The organism is Pseudomonas sp. B26(2017), from assembly GCF_002113045.1.
In the GTDB taxonomy this organism is placed as follows: domain Bacteria; phylum Pseudomonadota; class Gammaproteobacteria; order Pseudomonadales; family Pseudomonadaceae; genus Aquipseudomonas.
Genome location: NZ_NEJJ01000015.1, coordinates 81,671 through 104,271, shown reverse-complemented (window position 1 = coordinate 104,271; position 22,601 = coordinate 81,671). Strand labels below are relative to the sequence as shown.

Here is a 22,601-nt window from a genome sequence, read left to right as displayed (position 1 = left end):
GCTCAGGCCGGCAGCGGGCGGGTTTCTGACGTGGCGTTGACGGCCGGCGCGCTCGGCAGGCGAGTCAGGCGCAGGGCGTTGAGCACCACGGTCAGCGAACTGATCGACATGCCGACGGCGGCCCACACCGGAGTGATCCAGCCGAGGGCGGCGAACGGCAACATGAGGCCATTGTACAGCGCGGCCCACAACAGGTTCTCGATGATCACCCGGCGGGTGCGGCGGGCCAGCGTGAAGGCTTGTACCAGTGCGTCGAGACGGTTGGACAGCAACACTGCGTCGGCGCTGGTTTTCGCAAGATCGGTGGCCGAGCCCATGGCCACGCTGATGTCGGCGGCGGCCAGTACCGGCACATCGTTGACCCCGTCACCGAGCATCAACACCTTGCGGCCGTCCTTGTGCAGTTGTTGCAGCACTTGCAACTTGTCATCCGGGCGCAGGCCGCCGCGCGCCTCATCGATGCCCAGTTCGGCGGCGACGCTGGCGACCATCGGCGAACTGTCGCCCGACAGCAGCAGCGTGCGCCAGCCGCGCGCCTTGCATGCGGCGAGCAGGGCCGGGGCGTCATCGCGCAGACGGTCGTCGAGGGCGAACCAGGCCAGCGGCCCCTGACGGTCACCGAGCAGTAGCCATTGACCCGGTTCCTTCGGCATCGAAGGCACCGGCGCGCCGCTGAGATCACACACAAACGCCGCTTGACCGATGCGCAAACGCTGCTCATCGACCGACCCTTCAAGCCCCAGGCCAGGCGTGCTGTGGACGTCTTCGGCAGCCAGTGGCGCGCGACCGAAGGCGCGGGCGATCGGGTGTTCCGAACGGTTTTCCAGGGCGGCGGCGAGGCTCAGGCATTGATCGCTGTCGAGGGCGCCAAGCGGTCGGATCGAACGCAGCACCAGTCGGCCTTCGGTGAGGGTACCGGTCTTGTCGAAAATCACCGTGTCGATCTGGTTCAGCCCTTCCAGCACATGGCCGCGCGTCAGTAGCAGGCCGAGTTTGTGCAGGGTACCGGTGGCAGCGGTGAGGGCGGTTGGCGTCGCCAGCGACAGCGCGCACGGGCAGGTCGCCACCAGCATGGCGAGGACGATCCAGAATGCTCGCGACGAATCCAGCTCCCACCACAGCAGGCCAATGGCGGCCGCCGCGATCAGCGACAACAACAAAAACCACTGCGCAGCGCGGTCGGCGATTTCCGCCAGCCGTGGTTTTTCTGCCTGGGCGCGATCCAGCAGGCGGACGATGGCCGACAGTCGTGTTTCCTGGCCCAGCGCCTGCACCTCGACGGTCAGCGCGCCTTCCACGTTCAGCGTGCCGGCGGTGACAGCATCGCCTATGGCGCGCGGCTGCGGCAGGTATTCGCCGGTTAGCACCGATTCGTCGATGCTCGACTGGCCATCGAGGATCTTGCCGTCCGCCGGCAGCACCGAGCCGGGCTGCACCAGCACCCGATCACCGAGGCGCAGTTCGCTGAGCAGGATGCGTTCACTCTGGCCGGCATCGTCGAGACGCAGACACGAGGCGGGCAACAGATTGACCAGTTGCGCGGTGGCAGCGGCGGTGCGCTCGCGGGCGCGGCGTTCGAGGTAGCGCCCGGCAAGCAGGAACAGCGCAAACATGCCCACCGCGTCGAAATACAGTTCGCCGATCCCGGTGATCGAGGTCCAGATCCCGGCGACATACGCCGCGCCGATCGCCAGCGACACCGAGACGTCCATGGTCAGGTGACGGGTGCGCAGGTCACGCATGGCGCCCTTGAAAAACGGCGCGCAGCTGTAGAACACAATCGGCGTGGTGAGGAACAGCGCGACCCAGCGCAGGATGGTGTGCAGCTCCGGGCTGAGATCGATGTTGAATTCCGGCCAGGTAGCCATGGTCGCCATCATCGCCTGGAACCACAGCAGTCCGGCGACGCCGAGTTGGCGCAAGGCGAGGCGGTTTTCGCTGGCCAGTTGTTCGCTGGCGCGGTCGGCCTGATACGGGTGTGCGGCATAGCCAATGTGGCGCAGTTCGCCGAGGATCTGGCTCAGCGGCAACTGAGCGTCAGCCCAGCGCACATGCAGGCGATGATTGGACAGGTTCAACCGCGCCTCGGCCACGGCGGGCAGCGTGCGCAGGTGTTTCTCGATCAGCCAGCCGCACGCGGCGCAACTGATGCCTTCCATCAGCAGCGTGGTTTCGGCCAGTTCACCTTCGTGGCGCACGAAGGGTTGTTGCACGTCGGCGCGGTCGTACAACTCAAGCTCATCGACCAGTTGCACCGGCAGCGCTTCGGGGTTGGCCGAGGCTTCGCTGCGATGCTGGTAATAGCTTTCCAGGCCACCGGCGACGATGGCTTCGGCCACCGCCTGACAGCCGGGGCAGCAGAACTCGCGGGATTCCCCGAGCACGACGGCGGTGAAGCGGCTGCCGGAAGGGACGGGCAGGGCGCAGTGGTAGCAGGGGACTGGAATGGTCATGAGGCGTTCCGATGATCGTTCCCACGTTCCGCGTGGGACTGCCTCCACGGACGCTCCGCGTCCGCTTCGGCCGGGACGCGGAGCGTCCGTGGCTGCGTGCCCACGCAGAGCGTGGGTGCGATCAGAGTCAGGCTTACTGCTTCAGGTCTTCAGCGCCCTGCAACGGCTCATCACCGAGCAACAAATCCTTGTCATGGCTGACCAGCTCTTCCTCGAACATCCGCCACACGTGATCGTCCTGGGTGCCCAGCAATTCAACAAAACGCCGGCCTTCGATCTTGTCCCTCAACTGGCCGATGTACCGGCCCTGTTCGGTCTCGCTGCGAGCCAAAACAATCTTGCGATCCTTCTCCGGTTGAGTCGGCGAGATCAGGTTCAGTTCCAGGGTTTTCGGCTGGCTGTCGCCGCTCAGGCGCAGATCGACTTCGCCGGTGACATCATCCAGATGCACGGCAGCGCGCATCTTCAGGGTCTGCGCCAGCAGTTCGCGATCCAGTGAACGGTTGATGCCTTTGCCGGCCTCGTAGTAGTTATCGTTGACCAGGTTGTCCGGGTTGTTCACCGCAATGGTCACCATGGACAGCGTCAGGGTCACCGAGCAGGCCAGAATCCCGATGATGATCCATGGCCAAAGGTGCTTGTACCAGGGACTTGCGGAGTTTGCTGCGGGCATGTTCAGTTCTCTCAACGATTTTGTGGGCCGATGAAACGGCTCTTGGCTTCTACGTGGACGCTGTCGTCATCGGCATCCTTGAGGATGAATTTCACCTCGTTGGTGCTCGATGGCAATTGTTCAGGTGCGCTCGACAGTTCGACCGGCATGCTGAAGATTTCCCCGGCCGGCACCTTGATCTCGCGTTTGCCTTGCAGGCGCAGATCCGGCAAGCCGGCAGCTTCCAGCACATAAGTGTGGTCGCGCTGATCCTTGTTCATGATCTTCAGGCTGTAGACGTTTTCGATCCGGCCTTCGGCGTTTTCACGGTAAAGCACGCGGTCTTTGCTGACGTCGAAACCCACCAGCGAACGCATGAAGAATGCGGTCACCAACAGGCTGATCATCGCCAGCAGCACCACGGCGTAGCCGATCAGGCGCGGGCGCAGTTTATGGGTCTTCTGCCCGGATAAATTGTGTTCGGTGGTGTAGCTGATCAGCCCGCGCGGGTAATCCATCTTGTCCATGATGCTGTCGCAGGCGTCGATGCATGCGGCGCAACCGATGCACTCGATCTGCAGGCCGTCGCGGATGTCGATGCCGGTCGGGCAGACCTGAACGCACATGGTGCAGTCGATGCAGTCGCCCAGGCCCAGGGCCTTGTAGTCGACGCCTTTCTTGCGCGGGCCACGGCTTTCGCCGCGCCGCGGGTCGTAGGAAACAATCAGGGTGTCCTTGTCGAACATCACGCTCTGGAAGCGCGCATACGGACACATGTAGATGCACACCTGCTCCCGCAACCAGCCGGCGTTGCCGTACGTGGCGAGGGTGAAGAAGCCGACCCAGAAATACGACCAGCCATCGGCTTGCCCGGTGAAGAAGTCAAAGACCAGTTCACGGATCGGCGAGAAGTAGCCGACGAAGGTCATGCCGGTGACGAAACCGATCAGCAACCACATGGCGTGCTTGGCGAACTTGCGCAGGAACTTGTTGGCACTCATCGGCGCCTTGTCCAGCTTGATGCGCTGGTTGCGGTCGCCTTCGGTGACCTTTTCGCACCACATGAAAATCCACGTCCACACGCTTTGTGGGCAGGTATAACCGCACCAGACCCGCCCGGCATACACCGTGATGAAGAACAGGCCGAATGCGGCAATGATCAGCAGGCCCGAAAGCAGGATGAAATCCTGGGGCCAGAAGGTGGCGCCGAAAATGAAGAACTTGCGTTCCGGCAGGTTCCACCACACGGCCTGATGGCCGCCCCAGTTCAGCCACACCGTACCGAAATACAACAGGAACAGCGCCGTGCCGCCCATCATCCGCAGATTGCGGAACAGGCCGGTGAAAGCTCTTGTGTAGATTTTTTCTCGAGCGGCGTAAAGATCGACGCTGTTGTTCGCGTTCTTGTCGGGCGGCGTGACGTCGTGTACCGGAATCTGGTTGCTCATCATTGCATCCCACGGCAGTGGAAAAATGCCTCGGTCGATACGTGCCGACCGGGGTCAAAAAGGGGTGTTGCAGTGGCCCAATGATACGCCTGTACCACCGACGAACGGGTGCGACCTTTGGTCGCGTTGGGGAAAAAACCTGAATGGTGTAGCGAATGCAGCAAAGCATGATGCAGATCAATTGACTATAGACGACAGGCACTGCTGACATTGAGGCGGCTGCGCTGCACAAGAGCAGACGCAGCCGCTTTCATCGGTCGTTCACAGTATCCGGCCGCCGCCAAGGCTATCCATTCCACCGGTGCCTTTTTTTCTGTCAGCTGCGGCATTGCCTTTCGTGGAGCGCTTTTGTCGTTTCAGGCTGTTGCTATCGGTCACATCATTTTGTGGCGTCTGTTCATCCGTTTGAATCGGCTCATCACCGTCCTGATTCTGATGTTGTTCGTTCATCGTATGCCTTCCTTGCAAGATGAGTGGTGAGGTCGCAGCGCATCGGCTGCCGAAGGACGTTATCGCTTGCCAGCCAATGTGCCCAACGAATTTCGGTTGCGAGATGTGAAGCTGCGATGTGGTTCTTTTAGCCCCACAGATTGATCTGCGTACTCGAAAAATGTCGGAGAGGTTCGTTTCTCAGCGGCGCGGCGTCCCAGCAGACGTACCTGACAGCTAGCTTTTCGGATGATCGCAAGCAACTGCATGGCAATCTGATCGAGAACAATGATTGGCAAAAACCGCAATTCGCGGACACGGTTCCGCTGAAATCCATCTGGGCCAGTCGGCCATAAGCAACGGCCCCGCCAATTCTCATTGGCGGGGCCGTTTTTTTTGCTTCAAACGTTGGCCTTACTGGGCCTCGGCTTCCGCTGGTTTTTCACCGTGGGACAGGCTGTAAACATAAGCCGCCAGCAGGTGAACCTTGTCGTTGCCTTGCAGTTGTTCCTGGGCAGGCATCTGGCCCTGACGGCCGTAACGGATGGTCTGCTGCAGCTGCGCGAAGCTCGAACCGTAGATGAACGCGGCCGGGTGGGTCAGGTTCGGGGCGCCCATTGCCGGGGTGCCTTTGCCTTCCGGACCGTGGCACGCTACGCAGTTGGCAGCGAACAGTTTCTGGCCGTTGGCCGGATCCGCCTTGGTGCCTTCCGGCAGCTTGCGGCCATCCAGATTGGTCAGCACGAACGCGGCCACGTCGGCCACGCCTTGCTCACCGATCACTTCCGCCCAGGCCGGCATCACGGCGTGACGACCGCCCATGATGGTGGTCTTGATGGTTTCCGGTTCGCCGCCCCAGCGCCAGTCGGCGTCGGTCAGGTTAGGGAAACCATAAGCGCCCTTGGCGTCGGAACCGTGGCAGACCGAGCAGTTGGAGGCGAACAGACGGCCACCCATCTTCAGGGCTTGCGGATCCTTCGCGACTTCCTCGATCGGCATCGCCGCGAACTTGGCGAAGATCGGACCGAACTTGGCGTCCGAGCGAGCCATTTCCTTTTCCCACTCGTGAACGCCGGTCCAGCCGGTCTGGCCGTTGGCGAACGGGGTCTGCTTCTCGGTATCGAGGTAGTTGTAGCCCGGCAGCAGACCTTTCCAACTGCCCAGGCCTGGGTACAGCACCAGATAACCCAACGCGAACACGATGGTGCCCACGAACAGCATGAACCACCATTTCGGCAGCGGGTTGTCGTACTCCTCGATCCCGTCGAAGGAGTGGCCGACCGTCTCGTCGGTCTGCTCGGCGCGCTGACCCTTGCGGGTCGACAGCAACAGCCAGGTCAGGGAAAAGATCGTACCGAGACTGAGGACTGTGACGTACAGACTCCAGAATGTAGTCATTCTTTGTTACTCCTAGAAGCTTGCTCGACGTGCTTGATGGCTTCGGGATCATCCGCGAAGGGCAGCAAGGTCGCGTCTTCAAACTCCGACTTGCGCTTGGGGCTGAACACCCACAACGCCAGGCCGATGAAGGCGACCATCACGACAACGGTGCCCAGGCCTCGAATCATCCCGATATCCATTAAGAATCACCGTTTGCTTTTGATGATGGTGCCCAGGCCTTGCAGATAGGCCACCAGCGCGTCCATTTCGGTTTTGCCCTTCACGGCATCCCTGGCACCGGCGATGTCTTCGTCGGTGTAAGGGACGCCGAGCGTGCGCAACACTTCCATTTTCCTGGCCGTGTCTTTGCCATCGAGCTTGTTTTCTACGAGGAACGGGTAGGCCGGCATTTTCGACTCAGGCACTACGTTGCGCGGGTTGTACAAGTGCGCACGCTGCCAGTCATCGGAGTAACGACCGCCGACGCGGGCCAGGTCCGGGCCGGTACGCTTGGAACCCCACAGGAACGGGTGATCCCAGACGCTTTCACCGGCGACCGAGTAATGGCCGTAGCGTTCGGTTTCGGCACGGAACGGACGGATCATCTGCGAGTGGCAGCCGACACAGCCGTTGGCGATGTAAACGTCGCGGCCTTCCAGTTCAAGGGCGGTGCGCGGCTTCATGCCTTCGACCGGCTTGTTGGTGACGTCCTGGAAGAACAGCGGAACGATTTGGGTCAGGCCACCGACGCTGACGGCGATGACCATGAAGAAGGCCAGCAGGCCAATATTCTTCTCGACAGCTTCATGCTTCATCAGTGAGCTCCAACTACGGCGATCTTGGCGGCGGCTTCAGCTTCAGCCGGGTCCGAGGCGCGAACGGTGCGCCACACGTTGTAGGCCATCAACAGCATGCCGCTGGCGAAGAACGCACCGCCCAGGGCACGGACGATGTAGCCAGGATGGCTGGCCTGCAGCGCTTCGACGAACGAGTAGGTGAGGGTGCCGTCGTCGTTGATTGCACGCCACATCAGGCCTTGAGTGATGCCGTTGACCCACATCGAAGCGATGTACAGCACGGTACCGATGGTCGCGAGCCAGAAGTGCGCGTTGATCAGACCGACGCTGTGCATCTGCGCGCGGCCGAACAGTTTCGGGATCATGTGGTAGATCGCGCCGATCGAGATCATCGCTACCCAGCCGAGTGCACCGGCGTGTACGTGGCCGATGGTCCAGTCGGTGTAGTGCGAGAGCGAGTTGACGGTCTTGATCGCCATCATCGGACCTTCGAAGGTCGACATGCCGTAGAACGCCAGCGATACCACGAGGAAACGCAGGATCGGGTCGGTGCGCAGCTTATGCCAGGCGCCCGACAGGGTCATCATGCCGTTGATCATGCCGCCCCAGCTCGGCGCCAGCAGGATGATCGACATTGCCATGCCCAGCGATTGTGCCCAGTCCGGCAGAGCGGTGTAGTGCAGGTGGTGCGGGCCGGCCCAGATATACAGGGTGATCAGCGCCCAGAAGTGCACGATCGACAGACGATAGGAGTAGATCGGACGTTCGGCCTGTTTCGGCACGAAGTAGTACATCATCCCCAGGAAACCGGTGGTCAGGAAGAAGCCCACGGCGTTGTGGCCGTACCACCACTGGATCATCGCGTCGGTGGCGCCCGAGTAGGCCGAGTAGGACTTGAACAGGCTGACCGGCAGCGACATGTGGTTGACGATGTGCAGCATCGCGGTCACCACGATGAACGCACCGTAGAACCAGTTACCGACATAGATGTGTTTGGTCTTGCGCTTGGTGATGGTGCCGAAGAACACCAGACCGTAGGTGACCCAGACAATGGCCAGCAGAATGGCGAGAGGCCATTCCAGTTCCGCGTATTCCTTGGTGGTGGTGTAACCCAGCGGCAAGGTAATGATCGCGCCGACAATGACCGCTTGCCATCCCCAGAAGGTGAAGGCCGCGAGGCTGTCGGAAATCAGTCGCGTCTGGCAGGTTCGCTGCACGACATAGTAGGAAGTGGCAAACAGTGCACAACCACCGAAGGCGAAAATCACCAGGTTTGTGTGCAACGGGCGCAGGCGTCCAAAGCTCGTCCACGGCAGACCGAAATTCAGCTCCGGCCAGACCAGTTGCGAGGCGATGAAGACACCGAGCCCCATGCCAAGGATCCCCCAGACCACCGTCATGATGGCGAACTGGCGGACTACCTTATAGTTATAAGCAGTCGGACTGATTGCTGTGCTCATTCTAAGGTTCCACGGTTTGGGTGTTTTATTAGGATTAAAATCGGCCGCAAGTATGTAGAAAGCAGGGGGTCAATGCAACGCGCCATGACCTGGGTCAATGCTTTCCAACGCTGATTCTGCGGCCTTTCCATGCGCCGCGTAAGGACAAAATTGCCCTCGGGCAAAATGTCGCAGCGGACGAAAAAAGCGAGGGGTCCCGGTCGGATGTAACGGGGTGTGTTCGAACGCTCGGTTCGGGTGACGGACGGTAATCGGCACGACAGCCGGTATCTACCGGCCTTTGCGGCCATGTCAGTCAGCCGATTCGTTCAACGCCTCGCTCAGGGTCGACCTGGAACCGGCACGGGCCAGTCCGCATCGAGCAAGCGTAGACCCGAATCCGGGTAACCGAAAGGAGAGGGGCTGATGGGGTGCGACAATGCGTCGCAAAGGGGCTGGAAACTGCCGCACTGGAAACGTGCGGCAGTGTTGTACGCAATGATTACTTTTTATTGTCTTCAGTAATCAGTTTTTCTGTATTCAATCCATTGCTAAGGCTGTACACATAAGCGGCCAGCAATTGCACTTTATCGTTGCCCAACAGCTCGTTCTGAGCTGGCATGTGGCCTTGACGGCCATGGCGAATGGTCTGCTCGAGTTGGGTCAGGCTGGTGCCGTAGATGAAACCGGCCGGGTGCGTCAGATTTGGCGCGCCCATGGCTTCAGTGCCCTGGCCGTTTGCCCCGTGGCAGGCGATGCAGGTGGTGCTGAACGCCTGCTGACCGGCTTGCAGATCCGCCTTGTTGTCCGCCGGCAATGGCAGCCCCGCCAGTTCATGACGCACATAGGCGGCAACGTTTTTCACGCCAGCCTCGCCCAGCACTTCACCCCACGCCGGCATCGCCGCCATCCGGCCACCCATGATGGTGGTCTTGATGGTTTCGGCGCTGCCGCCCCAACGCCAGTCCTTGTCGGCGAGGTTAGGGAAGCCGAACGCGCCTTTGGCATCCGAGCCATGGCACACCGAGCAGTTGGAGGCGAACAGACGGCCACCCATTTTCAGCGCCTGCGGATCCTTCGCCACTTCTTCCACCGGCATCGCGGCGAACTTGGCGAAGATCGGCCCGAATTTGGCGTCGGCCTTGCTCATTTCCTTTTCCCACTCGTGGACGCCGGTCCAGCCGTCCTCGTAGCCGGGCAGGATGCCTTTCCAGTTGCCGAGGCCCGGATAAAGGATCAGATAGCCCACGGAAAACACCAGCGTGCCGGCAAACAGCATGAACCACCACTGCGGCAGCGGGTTGTCGTACTCCTCGATGCCGTCGAAGCTGTGGCCCATGGTCTGGTCGACGCTGCCCTTGGTTTCGCCCCGACGGGTGCCGACCAGCAGCCAGGTCAGGCCGATCAGGCTGCCGATGGTCAGTACGCAGATCCACGTACTCCAGAAGGTGGTCATGACCGGGTACTCCTTGTTTCAGTTGCAGGGGTTGGGTCGGGTTGCGGCTCGTCGGCAAACGGCAGCAGGCGCGCTTCGGCAAATTCCGGCGTGCGTTTGCGGTTGAACACCCACAGGGTCAGGCCGACGAAGGCCACGAACACCACGACCGTGCCGAGGCCGCGAATCAGCCCCGCGCTCATTTCAAAGGCCATCTCAAATCACCTCTTGCTCTTGATCGCAGTGCCAAGCACTTGCAGGTAGGAGACGAGGGCGTCCATTTCGGTCTTGCCCTTGAGGCTGGCCACCGCACCGCTGATGTCGTCGTCGGTGTACGGCACGCCGAGGGTGCGCATGACCTTGAGCTTGGTTTCGGTGTGGCTGCTGTCGACCGGCTGGGTAACCAGCCACGGGTAGGCCGGCATTTTCGATTCCGGCACGACGTTGCGCGGGTTGTACAAGTGCGCACGGTGCCAGTCATCCGAGTAACGCGAACCGACCCGGGCCAGGTCCGGACCGGTACGCTTGGAACCCCACAGGAACGGGTGATCCCACACGCTTTCCCCAGCCACCGAATAGTGGCCGTAGCGTTCGGTTTCGGCGCGGAACGGACGGATCATCTGCGAGTGGCAACCGACGCAGCCTTCGCGGATGTAGATGTCGCGGCCTTCCAGTTGCAGCGCGGTGTAGGGCTTCATGCCTTCCACCGGTTTGTTGGTCACGTCCTGGAAGAACAGCGGGACGATCTGGGTCAGGCCGCCGATACTCACGGCGAACACCATCAGCAGCATCAGCAGGCCGACGTTCTTTTCAATCGTTTCGTGTTTCATGGCGGACTCCTCAGGCCATCTGCGCGGCAGCAACGACGTCAGCAGGCTGCGAGGCCCGCACGGTGCGCCAGGTGTTGTAAGCCATCAGCAACATGCCGCTGAGGAAGATCGCCCCGCCGATCAACCGCACGACGAAGCCCGGGTGGCTGGCCACCAGGGTTTCGACGAATGAATAGGTCAGCGTGCCGTCCTCGTTCACCGCACGCCACATCAGGCCCTGGGCGATGCCGTTGACCCACATCGAAGCGATGTAGAGCACGGTGCCGATGGTCGCGAGCCAGAAGTGCGCGTTGATCAGGCCGATGCTGTGCATCTGCTCTTTGCCGAAGACTTTCGGGATCATGTGGTACAGCGCGCCGATGGAAATCATCGCCACCCAGCCGAGGGCGCCGGCGTGTACGTGACCGATGGTCCAGTCGGTGTAGTGGGAGAGGGCGTTGACGGTCTTGATCGCCATCATCGGACCTTCGAAGGTCGACATGCCGTAGAACGCCAGCGACACCACCAAAAAGCGCAGGATCGGGTCGCTGCGCAACTTATGCCAGGCGCCCGAGAGGGTCATCATGCCGTTGATCATGCCGCCCCAGCTCGGGGCCAGCAGAATCAGCGACATCACCATGCCCAGCGACTGCGCCCAGTCCGGCAGCGCGGTGTAGTGCAGGTGGTGCGGGCCGGCCCAGATGTACAGGGTGATCAGCGCCCAGAAGTGCACGATCGACAGGCGATACGAATACACCGGACGTTCGGCCTGTTTCGGCACGAAGTAGTACATCATCCCGAGGAAACCGGCGGTGAGGAAAAAGCCTACGGCGTTGTGGCCGTACCACCATTGCACCATCGCATCGGTTGCACCGGCGTATACCGAGTAGGACTTGGTGAAGCTCACCGGCAACTCAAGGTTGTTGACGATGTGCAGGATCGCCACGGTGATGATGAACGCGCCGAAAAACCAGTTGCCCACATAAATGTGCTTGGTCTTGCGCTGCATGATCGTGCCGAAGAACACGATCGCGTAGGCGACCCAGACGATGGTGATCAGAATGTCGATCGGCCATTCCAGCTCGGCGTATTCCTTGGAACTGGTGTAACCCAGTGGCAGGCTGATGGCCGCCAGCAGGATCACAAGCTGCCAGCCCCAGAAGCAGAAGGCGGCGATTTGCGGCGCGAACAGTTGCGTCTGGCAGGTGCGCTGCACCGAGTAGAACGAACTGGCGAACAAGGCACAGCCACCGAACGCGAAGATCACCGCGTTGGTGTGCAGCGGGCGCAGGCGTCCGAAGCTGGTCCACGGCAGGTTGAAGTTGAGTTCGGGCCAGACCAATTGAGCCGCGAGAAAAACCCCGAGGCCCATGCCGACGATGCCCCACACCACCGTCATAATGGCGAATTGGCGGACCACCTTGTAGTTGTAGGCGGTACTGATAGAAGTGTTCATGGTTCCCCATCCACGGTTCAGCCGAAGTGAGTGCGCGCAGAAAACGCCGCGAACCCTTCGCCTGGAGTTATAGGCAGACTAAAAGCGAGGCAAGCATGGACAAACAGCACAAGGCCAGTATTGACGGGGATCAATGGGCGCAGTGCCTGCGGGATCACGGGTGGCTTTGGGATGCGGCTGTTGGTGAGGCTTCGGCGACGCTCATCCTCGCGCATGGGGCAGGGGCGCCGATGGACAGTGAGTGGATGACGGATGTGGCTGGGCGCCTTGCTGGGCTTGGGGTGAATGTGTTGCGGTTTGAGTTTCCTTATATGGCGCAGCGGCGGGTTGATGGGGTTAAGCGGCCGCCGAATCCTGCGGGGAAATTGCAGGAGTGCTGGCGTGAGGTTTTCGCTGAAGTGCGACGTCATGTCGCTGGGGTTTTGGCGGTTGGCGGGAAGTCGATGGGGGGGCGGATGGCCAGTCTTCTTGCCGATGAGCTTGGCGCGGATGCTTTGGTTTGTCTGGGGTATCCGTTTTATGCGGTTGGGAAACCTGAGAAACCGCGGGTTGAGCATTTGGCTTCTTTGCGGACTCGGACGCTGATTGTTCAGGGGGAGCGGGATGCGCTTGGCAATCGGGACGCTGTCGGGGCTTACGATCTATCGCCGAGTATTGAGGTGTTTTGGTTGGCTTCTGGGGATCATGATTTGAAGCCGCTGAAGGTTTCCGGGTTTACGCAGGAGCAGCATTTGGCTTCGGCGGCGGAGAGGGTTGCCGGGTTTCTTCGGTGAGGTTTGTTTTTTGGGTGTATATCCGTTGCTGCGGTTATGGCTGCTTAGGGTTCCGCCCTTACGGCGGGTCACTTTTGGCAAACGCCCCAAAAGTAACCAAAAACGCTTGCTCCTACGTCCGGCCCGCTCGCTGAGGCTCGGGGTTCCTTCGCTCCGGGATTCATCCGGGGGGCATCGCCTACGGTTTGCTTCGCTGCACCTCCTCTCGATGTGTTTGGCTTCGCCAAACGGTCGCTGCGCTCCCACCCCCGGATAAATCCCTCCACTCAGCCTTCCGACGTCGCCCGTGGATCAAGATCAAAAGCGGTACTCGAGCTAACGCTCATCGTGTTGAGTGGTGAGAAGCCATGCGGATTGCAGCAGGGAAGTATCTGCTTGTTTTCTGTGCGTAAACGTAATTCCGAAACGGCGTTTAAAGTACACGAACCGTTACGCCATAAGGGCTACAACACCTTGCGTCGTTGCCTACGCGTACGCCAGAATCCGCCGGCTTACGCGGCTTGGAGAGGGCTATATCGTTTCCCTGTCACTGAAAAACAGTGATCGGGTTTGGTAGCCCGTCTGTAATAGCTGTGTGGCAACACCGTATGCAGTCCTTTTCTTGGGGCTCGGTTTTATGGTGGTCATGCGTGGGGCTCATTCGTGAGCGCCGGGTTCCTATTGCAGCCGGTCTACCAACCCGCGTATGGCCGCCACCCATCGTTTGGTAGCGTGGGTGATGGCTCCTTGAAGTCTGCGATAGGAGTTACATCTATGTTCAAAGCCACACCAAACCCGCCAAAAACCGATCCAACCTCCAACGACCCCGAGCTTGAGTCCCAAAAGACAAAAGCAGCCGCCGACCGCGCACTTGACTATTACCTCGGCCCCGAAGTCCCGAAGTACTTCCCGCCCAAGGCCCGCCCCATCTACATGGTCGATCCCACGCTCGATGACGAAACACTGCTGGTTGAAGCCTGCGAATCACTGTCGTCAGCCAACGCCATGGCCGGCAATATCGCCAACTCGGTGAAAGGCCCGGAGCGCAAACCGCTGCTGGCGCTGCAACAGCTGATCATGTTGAACGAGCTGCTGGTGAACCGTCTGCTGGACAAGCTTCGTTTGCCGCAGTAACCGCCAGCTCTGACAGCGAGGTAGTTAAAAGCCCGGACGCTTACACGTTCCGGGCTTGCAACACGCCTTTCGAGTGAGATTTTCGCCAGCAGGCCGGGCCTCTTCGCGGGCAAGCCCGCTCCCACAGTGGGCGGGTGGTGTTACGAGGTTTTGTGGCCAATGCTAAACCCTGTGGGAGTGGGCTTGCCCACGAAGAGGGCGGTGCTGGCCACATCCATTTCAGACAGGCAATAAAAAACCCGGAAGCTCTCGCTATCCGGGTTTTTTGTATTGCAGAACTATCAGCGGTTAAACCGCTCCACCAACGAGTATTGCGTGTTGGCCGTCTTGGTCAGCTCTTCACTCAGCAACGCCGAGTTATGCGCCTGTTCCGAGGTCTGGTCCGCCAGTTCCGAAATATTGCTGATGTTGCGGCTGATTTCTTCAGCCACGGCACTTTGCTCTTCGGTCGCGGCAGCGATCTGGGTGGTCATGTCGGTGATGTTGGCCACCGCTTCGCTGATGCCGACCAGGGCCTGATCCGCTTCCAGAACCCGTGCCACACCTTCTTCCGCCTGGCGATGGCCGGCTTCCATGGTTTGTACGGCGCTGGATGCAGTCTGTTGCAGCTTGGCGATCAGGGCGTGGATCTGGCCGGTAGATTCGCTGGTGCGTTGTGCCAGTTGGCGGACTTCGTCGGCCACCACGGCAAAACCGCGGCCCATTTCGCCGGCACGCGCTGCTTCAATCGCGGCGTTGAGTGCGAGCAGATTGGTCTGGTCGGCGATGCCTTTGATCACGTCGACCACGCCGCCGATTTCGTCGCTGTCCTTGGCCAGTTGGGTCACGGTCAGGCCGGTCTCACCGACGACGACCGACAGGCGCTGGATGGCTTCGCGGGTTTCACCGGCGATATCGCGGCCGCGACCGGTCAGGCGATTGGCTTCCTGGGTGGCGTCGGCGGTGCGCTGGACGTGGCTCGCCACTTCTTGCGTGGTGGCGGCCATCTGGTTGACGGCGGTGGCGACCTGTTCGGTTTCCACGCGCTGACGTTCCAGACCGCTGGAGCTGTTGTGCGCCAGGGCGTCGGACTGTTTGGCCTGATCGGTCAGGTGCTCGGCGGTGTCCTGCAGACGGGTCAGGCAGGTTTTCAGGCGGGCTTCCTGGCTCAGGATCGACATTTCCAGACGCGCCTGAGGGCCACGGCTGTCGGTGTACATCTGCGCGATCAACGGGTCGGAGGTGGTTTGCTCGGCCAGACGCAGCAGGCGCTTGAGCCCGCGTTGTTGCCATTGCAGACCCAGCAGGCCCAGCGGCACCGACAGGCCGGCGGCGAGGGCGAAGCCCCACTGCGAGTTCAGGGTGGCGCCGATCATGAAGCTCAACTGGCTGACCAGAATGAACGGCAGCCAGTCCTGCAGCACCGGCAGCCACTTGTCTGTTTGTGGAATCGCCGACTTGCCCTGGTTGATGCGTTGGTAGAGCGCTTCGGCACGACGGATCTGTTCGGCGGTGGGTTTGACCCGCACCGACTCGTAACCGACCACCTGATTGCCGTCGAACACCGGCGTTACATAGGCGTTCACCCAGTAATGATCACCGGTCTTGCAGCGATTCTTGACAATGCCCATCCATGGCAAGCCTTGTTTCAGTGTGCCCCACATGTGCGCAAACACCGCCGCCGGGACGTCGGGGTGACGAACCAGGTTGTGCGGCGCACGGATCAGTTCCTCACGCGAAAACCCGCTGATTTCGACGAACGCGTCGTTGCAGTAGGTGATCACGCCCTTGGCATCGGTTGTGGAAATCAACCGCTGCTGAGCCGGGAAAGTCCGTTCGCGTTGTGTAATGGGCTGGTTATTACGCATGGTTTTTCAATCCGCAAGGCTTTGAAGGGTTGTCGGCGGGGTCGGCGATTTATTGAAGTTTTTTTTCATTTATAAGTACGGCGTCGCAAAACGGCCCTTGCTTCAACCCGCGAGCATCGGATAGGTGAACAGACCGAAATGCAGCAGGTTCAGGCCAAAGTGCGTGGCGATTGCCGCACCAAGCCCGCCGAAACGATAGGCCAGACCATAGCCGACACCCGCCAGGCTCGCCAGCAGCACCCATTGCCAGCCAGCGCCCACATGCACCAGGCCGAACAGCAGGGACGCAAGCAGCAGCGCGAGGTTTTCGCCGTAAGGCAGGTGCTTGAAACGCCGGCTGAGGCCGCCCTGTATATAGCCGCGAAACAGCGCTTCTTCGACCAGCGTCACCAGCAGCAGATTGTTCAGCACCCACAGCCACGCTTGGTCGGGCCATTTCGGCGCCCAGGTAATCATGCCCAGCAACACCGCGCCGCCCAACGCCAGAATCACGCTCAGCGTCAGTGCCAGCGCGGTAGCGTAGACGGTCAGGCGCAACGAGCGCCGCGCGACGATCCATGGGCAGACCAGCAGCAGCCAGAAGCCAATCAGTGGTTTGTCGAGATTCAGGTACATCGAGAACGGCACCGCGTTGTCGGTGAAGCGCTGCGGTTCGATGACCCGACCGTTGTAGAAGCCCGGAAGCCAGTGCAGGGCCAGCGCCAGCGCCAGCACGATAAACAGGCCATGGCCGAGATATCGCCCGACCGGCACGGTTTGCTGGCGCACGGCGTAACCGGCGAAAACCAGCAGTGCAATGGAGATCAGCGCCAGCCAGCCGAGCTGGCCGAAACTCAGCGCTAATCCGTAACCAAGGCTGAGAAGCCCGAGATAGAGCCATGGCAGAGCGGTCATGGAGAATCCTTGTGCACGATTTGTGGACAGGCTTTCTACACGGCCGGGGGCGAGGGGACAAGTGAAGGTGTACGGGAAATCAGGGACAGCACCACTCCCTGTATGAGACGTGAAGGAGGGCAAGGCCCCCCTGCGGGAGCGAGCTTGCTCGCGATGGCGGTGGGTCAGTGGCACAAAGGTCAACTGACACGCCCTCATCGCGAGCAAGCTCGCTCCCACAGGGCTTTGTGTCTGGCTGAAAGATCAGCGCAGGTTCAATTTCGCCGCAGCGCGCTCGGTGATTTCCCGGCGCAGTTTCAGCGAAGGTGCCGCACGCTTGCGCGCCTCATCGACAATCCCGCTCGGCGCAGTGTCCGGGCTGCCCGCATCAAACGGCGGCGCCGGCGCATATTCCAGCTGCAACTGCACTAGCTGCGCGGTGTCGACGCCGACCAGTTCCTGCGCCAGGGTCAGGGCAAAATCGATCCCGGCCGTGATGCCGCCCCCGGTAAACAGATTGCCGTCGCGCACCACCCGATCCTTCACCGCGATCGCGCCCAGTGTCGGCAGCAGATCGTGATAAGCCCAATGCGTGGTCGCCCGTTTGCCCTGCAACAGACCCGCCGCCCCGAGCACCAGCGAACCGGTGCACACCGACGTCACGTAACGCGCCTGCGTCGCTTGCGCCTTGATGAACGCCAGCGTCTGCTCATCCTCCATCAACGACCCGACCCCGGCGCCGCCGGGTACGCAGATGACGTCCAGATCCGGGCAATCCTCGAAGGTCGTGGTCGGTTTCAGCAGTAACCCGGTGCTGGAAGTCACCGGCACCAGATCCTTCCAGACCAGATGCACCTGCACGTCCGGCAACGAGGCCAGCACGTCATACGGGCCGGTCAGGTCGAGTTGCTGCACTTGGGGAAACAACAGAAAACCGATCTGCAACGCCATGGTTCTTCTCCGTGAAAAGGGGGTAGACGGCTTCACTGTAGGCGCGTAGGTTTTGGCGCATACGCCAATAAGCCCTCGAATTACGCCAAATGCCGAAAACTATCCACGTACTCGCCTTCGCCAATGTGCAATTGCTTGATGTCACCGGGCCGTTGCAGGTTTTCGCCTCGGCCAACGATATCGCCCGCCAGCAGGGTTTGCCTGCGCCTTACGCGCCATTGGTCATCGCCAGCGGCGGCGGGGCGGTGAACTCCTCCGCCGGGCTGGCGATGCTGGCCGAGCCGCTGCCGAGACAGCCCAGCGATACGCTGATCATCGCCGGCGGCTGGGGCGTATACGCCGCTGCCGAAGACGCCGAATTGGTGAATTGGGTGCGCGAACATGCCAATGGCTGCCGACGCGTGGCTTCGGTCTGCACCGGCGCATTTCTGCTGGCCGCCAGCGGCTGGCTCGACGGTCGCCGGGTCGTCACCCACTGGACCCGTTGCGAGCAACTGGCGCAGCGACATCCACGCTTGCAGGTCGAGCCCAATCCGATCTTCATCAACGACGGCCCGGTCTGGACCTCGGCGGGCGTCACCGCCGGCATCGACCTGGCGCTGGCCATGGTCGAAGACGATCTCGGCCGCGACATGGCCCTGGACGTCGCCCGGCAACTGGTGGTTTTCCTCAAGCGACCGGGCGGGCAGTCGCAATTCAGCGTGACGCTGTCACTGCAAAAACAGGGCAACCGCTTCGACGACCTGCACGCGTGGATCGCCGAACACCTGACTTGCGATCTGGGCATCCCGACCCTCGCCGAACAGGCCGGCATGAGCGAACGCAGTTTCGTGCGCCACTACCGCGCCGACACCGGCCAGACCCCGGCCCGGGCCATCGAACTGATCCGCGTCGAAACCGCGCGCCGGTTGTTGAGCGATACCGGGTTGCCGATCAAGCGGGTCGCGGCCAATTGTGGTTTTGGCAGTGAAGAGACGTTAAGACGCAGTTTCCTGCGGGCCATGGGCGTGACGCCGCAGGCTTATCGGGAGCGGTTTTCAGTGAGTGCTGCCGAGACTTGAAGGCCCTGTGTCTCACGCCCACACTGCGTCACTCTTTTTCAGCAGGGAGCTTTCATGACATTAGGTATTTCGTATGCCCTTAATCAGCGCCTGGTGGTCATGGGCGATTTGTTGATTTCCGGGGATGAGCGTGAGCACGACGTTTCGATTCCAACGGTGGGAAACGTTACGGAAGTCTTTCCAAAAGGATCGGGTTTCTCCATCACCGGCCTGACTCAAAAGGTCATCGTGATCAGCGAGGACATGGTGATTACCTGGGCGGGTCATGAAGTGGCGGCAACGATGGCTATCCGCTGGCTTCGTGAACTTGCGGGTACTGGTTTGACTCCGGAAAACGTTGCCGTTTTTCTAAAGCAGCTTCCGCAGAACCTCGGAAAACTCGATCTGCAACTGACTGGTTTTTTCGTGTACGAGAATCAAGGCTACTTGGTCGATTTCAAGGAGCACGCGGTTGAATCAACAAACTTTACTGACCTGCGCCTGATTGGTAACGGGGCTGATGTTTTCGAGGAAATGCTCGGCAAATATCGGTGGGTTTCGGGTGCCAGCCGAGGCGTGGAGGCTGATCGTGGCGAGTACCTGAGTATCACCATGGCGCTGGCTGGCATGCTTTTGGAGCTGGAGCTGAAGAACCAGCCGATTTCGTTGCTCCGCTATTTCGGTGGCGGGTATGAAGTGGTATTTGGCGAGGCGGGAGCCTTCCGAAAGCTGGACGATGTCACTCACGTGTATTGGAAAATGCAAGTGAATGAGGATGGAGTGGGAATTACCAACCCGTTTTATATCCAGAAGCAGTTTTACCGGGGTAATGATCTGGTGATCATGCCGATACGCATTTCTTTGGGAGATGCCGCCCGAAACGGGATCGTGGACGATGAGGTCTACGTGGTTCGGGAACCAGGAAGCAACCAACGCAATTTTGATCTCCTCCCCGACGACTTACCGTCCTATAACTCTCGCAATACTTGTCACTATTTCATCGAGGGTGAAATGGCCCGGGTGTTCACCCGTTTTCAATACCGTGAGGATCCGAAGGAAAACGACCTGACAATTGTCGAGTCCGACGCAGGGAAACAATTGAAGATCCGCAAGTCGTTTCTCGAAGCTATTACCACGACAGTCTGGAACGATCCGCGATGGCGTTCGCCTGAGTGAACTCAGTCTGCCTGCAGCAGATCCAGTAATGCCTTGAGCGTTTCCCCCGGCGCTTCCTCGGGAATGTTATGCCCGACACCCGCCAGCACCCGCCGCTCGTAAGGCCCGGTGAAGTAATGGGCATCTTCATCGTCTTCCGGTGCCGGGCCCACGCCATCATCGGCACCGCAAAGCGAAATCGTCGGAACGCCGATCGCCGGTTGTTTCTCCAGCGCCTGCTCCATCCACTCCAGCGCCGGATCGCCCGGCGCATACATAAAACGATGGCGATAAGAGTGAATCACCACCTCGACAAAATCCGGGTTGTCGAACGCCGGTGCGCTCAGCGGAAAACGCTCGGCGTTCCGCGCCCAGGTCGGCGACCACAACTGCCACAGCAACTCGCACAGCGCCCGCCGGTTTTGCGTCAGCCCTGCAATGCCTCGGGGTGTGTGGAAGTAGTACTGATACCAGAAACGATGCTCGGTCTCGGGATCCAGCGGCTGGACCGAATTCGGAATGTCCTGCAGGTTGTAGCCATCACCGGTCACCAACCCGCGCACGCGCTCGGGAAACAGCGCCGCCACAATGCACGCCGCCCGACCGCCCCAGTCGTAACCGCACAGCGTTGCTTGCTCGATACCCAGTGCGTCCATCAGATCCAGCAGATCCTGAGCCAGCGCTGCTTGCTGACCGGAGCGCAGCGTGTCCGGGCTGTTGAATCGGGTCGGCCCGTAACCGCGCAGGTACGGCACGATCACCCGATAACCCTTGGCGGCGAGGGGCGGGGCGATTTCGTCGTAGGCGCGGGGGGAGTAGGGGAAACCGTGGAGCAGGATGACCGGCTTGCCGTTTTCCGGGCCGTTCTGTTCGTAGGCAAGTTCGAGTACGGCTGTTTTTGCTATTTTTTGAAGACACTTGGACATAATCGGTTCCAGAATGCATTGGCATTCTGGAACTCTAGACTATGTTCAGTGGGACTACGGTTTACCCTTCCTTCTCAGTTTCTTTCTTTTTCTCGTTTTGGGAAGGAGAGTTAAAGTCAAATGATTTGTACGAAATGATTTTTATATCTTTTTTGTCAATTTGATATTTTATGTTTTTTATCATGATCAAAGCGGCGTCCTCACCTTTCCAGAGTATCCATGGGTTTGTCAGTGAGCAAGTCTGTGTCGTGATTGTTTTGATTTGCTTTTCGTCGAGTTTTTTAAAATAGTCGCATAGTTCATTTTTCATGACTATTTCTTCGGCTCGGAAGCTTCCAAGACCCAGTATGTGCATTACACCTTTAGGTATGGTTGCCAGACTTTGCGTTGCAACAAAAATTACGAACAGCAAGCCTAAGGCACTCAATGTAGTTTCTATTGCGCTGGTTTTCTTGAATGATGCAAAAAAGACATTGATAGCTAGAATAAACAATAGACTGAAAAATACGTACATGCGTGCAGTCGTTTCTTTTACTTCCGCATCGCCAATGTTTTCAACGCCGTGCAAGGCAATGTTGATGACCATCAAGGTACAAATGCTCATGGCAAAGGTATTAAGAAGGAGGGCTATGGTGTTTCTTAGCAGTTTCACCCCTTTAGAAAACATGATCAGAAACCAAAGCAGTCCGGTGGTCAAAAGGGCAATGATGAAATAGGTTCGATATTCGCTGTATAACGCCGCGCCCAAGGCCAGGTTGATAAGGAGGAACAGTGCTATACCTTGGTTTATGAATATGTACTTCAGTCGTTTCGGTTGTTCGTCAGGCAGATCTTTTTCCAACAGATCTTTCCATGCTAAAGATGGAAGTATAAATAATCCGGCAACTACAAGTGAAAATCCCACGCCGATTATTAGTGCGGAGAATAGCAGAATTACAGAATCGGTTAGAGAGATGCGGGGTGTGTAGTTTATGTGGGAGAAGTAAATGAAAAAAATCAACAGGCCGATAATGGTGCTCATCGCGTAGTAAGCTTTTCTCTTTTCTTCAGAGAATAGCGACTTCATGAATTCGCGTATTTGTTGTTTTATTGTTTCGAGCGAGTCTGTCGATTTGTTTGTAGCGTCTTGTATCGGGGCGTTCATTGCTTAACTTCCGTGTTGGGCTGAGGGGATTTCGGTTGGTTAGGTATGAGAGTTGAAAAAAATTTTGCTTGGTTCAAGTTTCAGCTTCCGCCACCTGATTGAAATACTTGCTGCGATCCGGCGTAAACGTCACCACCATTTTCGTCCGCGAGCAGGTCATGACCCGCTCTGAACCCAAATCAATATCCAGATCCTCGCCACGCAACCCCTGCCACTGGGCCAGGTATTTCAGTGATCCGTACTTTTCATTCTTCTTCAGGCTGCGGCTGACCCCGCCTTTCCAGCCCAGCACCGGCAGTTCGTCGGCGCTGCAGCGTTGGGCGAGGTCGGGGAAGCGGATGGCGCGCTGGCGGCCGATTTCCCAGCATTTGATCAGGCCCTTGTCGGCGGCTTCCCACAGTTCGTCGCGGGTCAGGCCCGTACGCAGAGGGGAATCGATGGGGCGGTGGATGCGTTGGCTCATTCTGGTTCCTTGAATCGG

Annotated in this window: 22 protein-coding genes and 1 pseudogene; 5 read left to right on the top strand and 18 right to left on the bottom strand. The window is 59.5% G+C overall.

Annotation, left to right across the window (positions count from 1 at the left end):
• Window positions 1-2 precede the first annotated feature (2 nt).
• The 4 genes from CAF79_RS21590 to CAF79_RS21575 form a co-directional block, all read right to left on the bottom strand.
• Window positions 3-2,453, bottom strand: a complete 2,451-nt coding sequence (locus CAF79_RS21590) for a heavy metal translocating P-type ATPase (protein WP_085700216.1) — start codon at window positions 2,451-2,453, stop codon at window positions 3-5.
• A 133-nt stretch (window positions 2,454-2,586) separates the two neighbouring features.
• Window positions 2,587-3,126: a FixH family protein gene (locus CAF79_RS21585; protein ID WP_085700215.1), complete on the bottom strand. Its 540-nt coding sequence runs from the start codon at window positions 3,124-3,126 to the stop codon at window positions 2,587-2,589.
• 11 nt (window positions 3,127-3,137) lie between these two features.
• Complete coding sequence (gene ccoG / locus CAF79_RS21580) at window positions 3,138-4,553, bottom strand: cytochrome c oxidase accessory protein CcoG (protein WP_085700214.1); 1,416 nt, start codon at window positions 4,551-4,553, stop codon at window positions 3,138-3,140.
• Window positions 4,554-4,814: 261 nt separating this feature from the next.
• Window positions 4,815-5,003 (bottom strand): hypothetical protein, encoded by a 189-nt coding sequence (locus tag CAF79_RS21575; RefSeq protein WP_085700213.1) that lies wholly within the window; start codon window positions 5,001-5,003, stop codon window positions 4,815-4,817.
• A 176-nt stretch (window positions 5,004-5,179) separates the two neighbouring features.
• Here CAF79_RS21575 and CAF79_RS29525 point away from each other — a divergent pair.
• Window positions 5,180-5,338 (top strand): annotated as a pseudogene (locus tag CAF79_RS29525) (phosphoesterase); the annotation flags it as partial.
• 58 nt (window positions 5,339-5,396) lie between these two features.
• On the opposite strand, the gene ccoP (CAF79_RS21565) reads toward CAF79_RS29525, so the two are convergent.
• The 8 genes from ccoP (CAF79_RS21565) to ccoN (CAF79_RS21530) form a co-directional block, all read right to left on the bottom strand.
• Window positions 5,397-6,380 (bottom strand): cytochrome-c oxidase, cbb3-type subunit III, encoded by a 984-nt coding sequence (gene ccoP / locus CAF79_RS21565; RefSeq protein ID WP_085700211.1) that lies wholly within the window; start codon window positions 6,378-6,380, stop codon window positions 5,397-5,399.
• Window positions 6,377-6,562: a CcoQ/FixQ family Cbb3-type cytochrome c oxidase assembly chaperone gene (locus tag CAF79_RS21560; RefSeq protein ID WP_003175465.1), complete on the bottom strand. Its 186-nt coding sequence runs from the start codon at window positions 6,560-6,562 to the stop codon at window positions 6,377-6,379. Before CAF79_RS21560 ends, ccoP (CAF79_RS21565) begins: the two co-directional genes overlap by 4 nt.
• 6 nt (window positions 6,563-6,568) lie before the next feature.
• The gene (ccoO, locus tag CAF79_RS21555) at window positions 6,569-7,177 is read right to left on the bottom strand and encodes a cytochrome-c oxidase, cbb3-type subunit II (RefSeq protein WP_085700210.1); all 609 of its coding nucleotides are present in this window, start codon (window positions 7,175-7,177) and stop codon (window positions 6,569-6,571) included.
• Window positions 7,177-8,619 carry a cytochrome-c oxidase, cbb3-type subunit I gene (gene ccoN / locus CAF79_RS21550; RefSeq protein ID WP_085690137.1) on the bottom strand — a complete coding sequence of 481 codons (1,443 nt, stop codon included), beginning with the start codon at window positions 8,617-8,619 and terminating at the stop codon, window positions 7,177-7,179. Before ccoN (CAF79_RS21550) ends, ccoO (CAF79_RS21555) begins: the two co-directional genes overlap by 1 nt.
• 481 nt (window positions 8,620-9,100) lie before the next feature.
• Window positions 9,101-10,054 (bottom strand): cytochrome-c oxidase, cbb3-type subunit III, encoded by a 954-nt coding sequence (ccoP, locus tag CAF79_RS21545; RefSeq protein WP_085700209.1) that lies wholly within the window; start codon window positions 10,052-10,054, stop codon window positions 9,101-9,103.
• Window positions 10,051-10,248, bottom strand: coding sequence for a cbb3-type cytochrome c oxidase subunit 3 (locus CAF79_RS21540; RefSeq protein ID WP_085700208.1), 198 nt, complete (start codon window positions 10,246-10,248; stop codon window positions 10,051-10,053). Before CAF79_RS21540 ends, ccoP (CAF79_RS21545) begins: the two co-directional genes overlap by 4 nt.
• A 6-nt stretch (window positions 10,249-10,254) precedes the next feature.
• The gene (ccoO, locus tag CAF79_RS21535) at window positions 10,255-10,863 is read right to left on the bottom strand and encodes a cytochrome-c oxidase, cbb3-type subunit II (protein WP_085700207.1); all 609 of its coding nucleotides are present in this window, start codon (window positions 10,861-10,863) and stop codon (window positions 10,255-10,257) included.
• A gap of 10 nt (window positions 10,864-10,873) precedes the next feature.
• On the bottom strand, window positions 10,874-12,298 hold the full coding sequence (gene ccoN, locus CAF79_RS21530; protein ID WP_065259700.1) for a cytochrome-c oxidase, cbb3-type subunit I: 1,425 nt from the start codon (window positions 12,296-12,298) through the stop codon (window positions 10,874-10,876).
• Window positions 12,299-12,393: 95 nt separating this feature from the next.
• Here ccoN (CAF79_RS21530) and CAF79_RS21525 point away from each other — a divergent pair, with 95 nt between their 5' ends.
• Window positions 12,394-13,071 carry an alpha/beta family hydrolase gene (locus CAF79_RS21525; RefSeq protein ID WP_085700206.1) on the top strand — a complete coding sequence of 226 codons (678 nt, stop codon included), beginning with the start codon at window positions 12,394-12,396 and terminating at the stop codon, window positions 13,069-13,071.
• Window positions 13,072-13,824: 753 nt separating this feature from the next.
• Window positions 13,825-14,184, top strand: a complete 360-nt coding sequence (locus CAF79_RS21520) for a DUF6124 family protein (protein ID WP_085700205.1) — start codon at window positions 13,825-13,827, stop codon at window positions 14,182-14,184.
• A 281-nt stretch (window positions 14,185-14,465) separates the two neighbouring features.
• Here CAF79_RS21520 and CAF79_RS21515 read toward each other — a convergent pair whose 3' ends face one another.
• From CAF79_RS21515 to inhA, 3 genes are all read right to left on the bottom strand, one after another.
• The gene (locus CAF79_RS21515; RefSeq protein WP_085700204.1) at window positions 14,466-16,031 is read right to left on the bottom strand and encodes a PAS domain-containing methyl-accepting chemotaxis protein; all 1,566 of its coding nucleotides are present in this window, start codon (window positions 16,029-16,031) and stop codon (window positions 14,466-14,468) included.
• A gap of 102 nt (window positions 16,032-16,133) precedes the next feature.
• Window positions 16,134-16,925 (bottom strand): CPBP family intramembrane glutamic endopeptidase, encoded by a 792-nt coding sequence (locus CAF79_RS21510; RefSeq protein WP_085700203.1) that lies wholly within the window; start codon window positions 16,923-16,925, stop codon window positions 16,134-16,136.
• A 243-nt stretch (window positions 16,926-17,168) separates the two neighbouring features.
• The gene (gene inhA, locus CAF79_RS21505) at window positions 17,169-17,855 is read right to left on the bottom strand and encodes an isonitrile hydratase (protein ID WP_085700202.1); all 687 of its coding nucleotides are present in this window, start codon (window positions 17,853-17,855) and stop codon (window positions 17,169-17,171) included.
• Window positions 17,856-17,944: 89 nt separating this feature from the next.
• Between inhA and CAF79_RS21500 the strand changes: the two genes are divergently transcribed.
• Entirely contained in the window at window positions 17,945-18,916 is a 972-nt protein-coding gene (locus tag CAF79_RS21500; protein ID WP_085700201.1) for a GlxA family transcriptional regulator, read from the top strand.
• A gap of 54 nt (window positions 18,917-18,970) precedes the next feature.
• Window positions 18,971-20,071, top strand: a complete 1,101-nt coding sequence (locus CAF79_RS21495; protein ID WP_085700200.1) for a hypothetical protein — start codon at window positions 18,971-18,973, stop codon at window positions 20,069-20,071.
• A 2-nt stretch (window positions 20,072-20,073) separates the two neighbouring features.
• Here the strand turns inward: CAF79_RS21495 and CAF79_RS21490 are convergent, their stop codons facing one another.
• The 3 genes from CAF79_RS21490 to CAF79_RS21480 all read right to left on the bottom strand — a co-directional run bounded on the left by CAF79_RS21490 (window position 20,074) and on the right by CAF79_RS21480 (window position 22,583).
• Complete coding sequence (locus CAF79_RS21490; RefSeq protein WP_085700199.1) at window positions 20,074-20,976, bottom strand: alpha/beta fold hydrolase; 903 nt, start codon at window positions 20,974-20,976, stop codon at window positions 20,074-20,076.
• 61 nt (window positions 20,977-21,037) lie between these two features.
• Window positions 21,038-22,120 carry a hypothetical protein gene (locus CAF79_RS21485; protein ID WP_085700198.1) on the bottom strand — a complete coding sequence of 361 codons (1,083 nt, stop codon included), beginning with the start codon at window positions 22,118-22,120 and terminating at the stop codon, window positions 21,038-21,040.
• 73 nt (window positions 22,121-22,193) lie between these two features.
• Complete coding sequence (locus CAF79_RS21480) at window positions 22,194-22,583, bottom strand: hypothetical protein (protein ID WP_085700197.1); 390 nt, start codon at window positions 22,581-22,583, stop codon at window positions 22,194-22,196.
• Between the last annotated feature and the right edge of the window lie 18 nt (window positions 22,584-22,601).

Bases quoted from the DNA above. Each gene is read 5' to 3' on its own strand.
- ccoO (WP_085700207.1), bottom strand. From the start codon at position 10,863: ATGAAACACGAAACGATTGAAAAGAACGTCGGCCTGCTGATGCTGCTG.
- CAF79_RS21585 (WP_085700215.1), bottom strand. From the start codon at position 3,126: ATGCCCGCAGCAAACTCCGCAAGTCCCTGGTACAAGCACCTTTGGCCA.
- CAF79_RS21500 (WP_085700201.1), top strand. From the start codon at position 17,945: ATGCCGAAAACTATCCACGTACTCGCCTTCGCCAATGTGCAATTGCTT.
- ccoN (WP_085690137.1), bottom strand. From the start codon at position 8,619: ATGAGCACAGCAATCAGTCCGACTGCTTATAACTATAAGGTAGTCCGC.
- CAF79_RS21590 (WP_085700216.1), bottom strand. From the start codon at position 2,453: ATGACCATTCCAGTCCCCTGCTACCACTGCGCCCTGCCCGTCCCTTCC.
- ccoN (WP_065259700.1), bottom strand. From the start codon at position 12,298: ATGAACACTTCTATCAGTACCGCCTACAACTACAAGGTGGTCCGCCAA.
- CAF79_RS21560 (WP_003175465.1), bottom strand. From the start codon at position 6,562: ATGGATATCGGGATGATTCGAGGCCTGGGCACCGTTGTCGTGATGGTC.
- ccoO (WP_085700210.1), bottom strand. From the start codon at position 7,177: ATGAAGCATGAAGCTGTCGAGAAGAATATTGGCCTGCTGGCCTTCTTC.
- CAF79_RS21515 (WP_085700204.1), bottom strand. From the start codon at position 16,031: ATGCGTAATAACCAGCCCATTACACAACGCGAACGGACTTTCCCGGCT.
- CAF79_RS21480 (WP_085700197.1), bottom strand. From the start codon at position 22,583: ATGAGCCAACGCATCCACCGCCCCATCGATTCCCCTCTGCGTACGGGC.
- CAF79_RS21495 (WP_085700200.1), top strand. From the start codon at position 18,971: ATGACATTAGGTATTTCGTATGCCCTTAATCAGCGCCTGGTGGTCATG.
- CAF79_RS21520 (WP_085700205.1), top strand. From the start codon at position 13,825: ATGTTCAAAGCCACACCAAACCCGCCAAAAACCGATCCAACCTCCAAC.
- inhA (WP_085700202.1), bottom strand. From the start codon at position 17,855: ATGGCGTTGCAGATCGGTTTTCTGTTGTTTCCCCAAGTGCAGCAACTC.
- CAF79_RS21525 (WP_085700206.1), top strand. From the start codon at position 12,394: ATGGACAAACAGCACAAGGCCAGTATTGACGGGGATCAATGGGCGCAG.
- CAF79_RS21540 (WP_085700208.1), bottom strand. From the start codon at position 10,248: ATGGCCTTTGAAATGAGCGCGGGGCTGATTCGCGGCCTCGGCACGGTC.
- CAF79_RS21510 (WP_085700203.1), bottom strand. From the start codon at position 16,925: ATGACCGCTCTGCCATGGCTCTATCTCGGGCTTCTCAGCCTTGGTTAC.
- CAF79_RS21490 (WP_085700199.1), bottom strand. From the start codon at position 20,976: ATGTCCAAGTGTCTTCAAAAAATAGCAAAAACAGCCGTACTCGAACTT.
- CAF79_RS21575 (WP_085700213.1), bottom strand. From the start codon at position 5,003: ATGAACGAACAACATCAGAATCAGGACGGTGATGAGCCGATTCAAACG.
- CAF79_RS21485 (WP_085700198.1), bottom strand. From the start codon at position 22,120: ATGAACGCCCCGATACAAGACGCTACAAACAAATCGACAGACTCGCTC.
- ccoP (WP_085700209.1), bottom strand. From the start codon at position 10,054: ATGACCACCTTCTGGAGTACGTGGATCTGCGTACTGACCATCGGCAGC.
- ccoP (WP_085700211.1), bottom strand. From the start codon at position 6,380: ATGACTACATTCTGGAGTCTGTACGTCACAGTCCTCAGTCTCGGTACG.
- ccoG (WP_085700214.1), bottom strand. From the start codon at position 4,553: ATGAGCAACCAGATTCCGGTACACGACGTCACGCCGCCCGACAAGAAC.